Origin of the sequence: Vulcanococcus sp. DEBay_Sum22DG08_74, assembly GCF_017852955.1 — a bacterium.
Lineage (GTDB): Bacteria > Cyanobacteriota > Cyanobacteriia > PCC-6307 > Cyanobiaceae > Vulcanococcus.
The window spans coordinates 1-2668 of the sequence record NZ_JAFMKL010000169.1; the positions used below are offsets into that span (position 1 = coordinate 1).

Annotated in this window: 3 protein-coding genes; all 3 read left to right on the top strand. The window is 66.2% G+C overall.

The window, feature by feature from the left end; genetic code table 11:
• The first annotated feature begins 15 nt into the window (after positions 1-15).
• On the top strand, positions 16-483 hold the full coding sequence (locus QZ184_RS11280) for a rod shape-determining protein MreD (protein ID WP_296419720.1): 468 nt from the start codon (positions 16-18) through the stop codon (positions 481-483).
• Positions 480-1802 carry a sugar ABC transporter substrate-binding protein gene (locus QZ184_RS11285; RefSeq protein WP_296419719.1) on the top strand — a complete coding sequence of 441 codons (1323 nt, stop codon included), beginning with the start codon at positions 480-482 and terminating at the stop codon, positions 1800-1802. Before QZ184_RS11280 ends, QZ184_RS11285 begins: the two co-directional genes overlap by 4 nt.
• A gap of 189 nt (positions 1803-1991) precedes the next feature.
• A partial coding sequence (gene rpaB, locus QZ184_RS11290; protein WP_296419722.1) for a response regulator transcription factor RpaB occupies positions 1992-2668 on the top strand: 677 nt, incomplete at its 3' end.

The window sequence follows — 2668 nt, forward strand, 5'->3', positions numbered from 1 at the left end:
CGCCATGGCCTCTGCGTGGCCTCTGCCCTCTCGGTCCCGGCTTTGACCTTGCTTTCCCCGGGCTGGTTAAGCCTCGATGGCATCTCCCCGAGTTGGGCGGTGCTCTGGCTGCTGCCCTGGGCCTTGGTGGATGGGCCCTGGTCCGGGGCGTATGCAGGCTTGGCCTTGGGCTTGCTGCTCGACGGCTTGCATGTCGGTCACGTCACCCAGCTGCCTGCTTTGGTGCTGTTGGGTTGGTGGTGGGGACGCCTGGGCCGGCGGGGTAGTCCGATTGAGCGCAGCTTCAACCTGGGGCTGCTGGCGGCCCTGGGCAGCCTGGTCCTAGGGGGCAGCTTCTTGCTGCAGTGGCAGTTCCAGGGTGTGTTGCCCGAGGGTGGCTTGCAGCTGCTGGCGGCTCAGGCTTTGATCACGGCCTTGCTGGCCCCCCTGGTTTGTTCGGTTTTGCTGCTGCGTTGGCGACAACTGCTCTCCGCACGGGGATGAAGACGCCCAAGCGGTTGGCCTTGGGGCTGCTGGCGGCTGCGGCGCTCACGGGGGTGCTGGCGGCTTGCGCCCCCGCTCGGCGGCAGACCTCCGATCGCATTCCAATCCAGTTCTGGACCTTGGATCTGGCCCCCAAGTTCAACGACTACCTCAACGGAGTCATTGCCCGCTGGGAGCAGCAAAACCCTCGCTATGACGTGGTTTGGACCGATGTCCCCTGGGGATCTGTCGAGCGGAAGTTGCTGGCGGCGGTGTTTGCGCGCACGGCTCCTGATGTGGTGAATCTGAACCCGCTCTTCGCGGCCAACTTGGCCAGCAAAGGCGGCCTGCAGCCCCTTGAGCCCCTGTTGCCCCAGGGCGCTGCAGAGACCTATCTGCCGCTGATCTGGCAAGCGGGCCAAAGCGCCGCTCCCGATGGCCAGCCGCAGCAGTTCGCCATTCCTTGGTATCTGACGGCCCGGATCACCCTGGCCAACAGCCAGCTGCTGAGTCAGGCCGGCTACGACGCGCCGCCGCGCACCTGGGCTGAGGTGCCGGCCTACGCCGAAGCCGTGAAGCGCCGAACGGGTCGCTATGCCCTGTTTGTCACCGTTGTTCCTGAGGACTCCGCGGAGTTACTCGAGTCCCTGGTGCAGATGGGGGTGACGCTGCTGGACCAGCGCCAACGGGCGGCCTTCAACACGCCGGCGGGCCGGCGGGCCTTTGCCTTCTGGAGCGATCTCTATCGCCGCGGCCTGCTGCCCCGGGAGGTGGTCAGCCAGGGCTACCGGCGCGCGATTGAGCTCTACCAAAGCGGTGAGTTGGCCCAGGTGGGCAGCGGTGCGGAGTTCCTGCGCAGCATCCAGACCAATGCGCCCCAGGTGGCCGCGGCCACCCGTCCCTATCCGCCCCTGACCGGTGCCAATGGCGCCGCCAATGTGGCAGTGATGACCCTGGCGATTCCCCGCCAGAGCAAGGTGGCCGGGCCGGCGACCCGCTTCGCCCTTTTTCTGACCGATGCCAATAACCAGGCGCGTTTTGCCGAGCAGGCACGGGTGCTGCCCTCCTCCACCGGTGCCTTGCGGCAGGTGGAAGAGGCCCTGGCGGATGAGCAACCGTCGACTCAGGCGGAGCAGCTGGTGCGGCAGGCCCGTTTGCTCTCGGCCCAAACCCTGAGTTCAGCTCGGGTGCTGGTGCCGGCGAGCCCAGGGGTGAAGCGGCTGCAGGCCATCGTCTACACCCAGCTGCAGCGGGCGATGTTGGGCCAGATCAGCAGTGATGCGGCCTTGGCTGAGGCGGAGCGTCAGTGGAACGCCTATGCCGCAGGACGCTGGCCCTAGGTCGACCTGGAGAAAACCTTAAGACTGGCGCTGCATAGCTCAGCTGGCCGGCAAAAGGCTATCGCCAAGAGAGGTCTGAGAGTTAACGTTGCGCTTCTTCACGCTGTGTAGTGCATGCCGCTCGACGAGCAGCAACGACAGAGTGATGCCTCTTCTGTCGAGGCTTCGTCAGAGCAGCGCGCCACCGTGATGGTGGTGGATGACGAGCCGGCCGTGCGTCGGGTGCTCGTCATGCGTCTCCAGCTGGCTGGCTATCAGGTGGTCTGCGCTGAAGACGGTGAGGAAGCGCTCGCCCTCTTCCACAAAGAGCAGCCTGATCTGGTGGTGCTCGACGTGATGCTCCCGAAGCTCGATGGCTTCGCGGTCTGCCGGCGCCTGCGGGCGGAGTCCTGCGTGCCGATCATTTTTCTCTCGGCCCTGGATGCCATCGCCGAGCGGGTCGCCGGCTTGGATCTGGGGGCGGATGACTATCTGCCCAAACCCTTCAGCCCCAAAGAGCTGGAGGCTCGGATCGCCACGATCCTGCGCCGCGTTGGCCGCGGTTCGGCCACCAACGAGCCTCGGGATGTTCCCGCGGGTCAAGGTGTGCTGCGAGTCGGCGACCTCGTGGTGGACACCAATCGCCGCCAGGTCACCCGAGATGGTGAGCGCATTGGTCTGACCTACACCGAATTCAGCCTGCTGGAGCTGTTGTTCCGTGAGCCTGGCCGGGTCGTTCCCCGCGCTGAGATCCTCGAGCAGCTTTGGGGCTATCCGCCCCGCCGTGCCGCTGATCTGCGGGTCGTGGATGTCTACGTGGCCCGTCTGCGCGGCAAGCTCGAGCCCGACCCGCGCAACCCCGAGCTGATCCTGACCGTTCGCGGCAC

Excerpts from the sequence above, each read along its gene's own strand:
- QZ184_RS11285 (WP_296419719.1), top strand. The coding sequence starts at position 480 with ATGAAGACGCCCAAGCGGTTGGCCTTGGGGCTGCTGGCGGCTGCGGCG.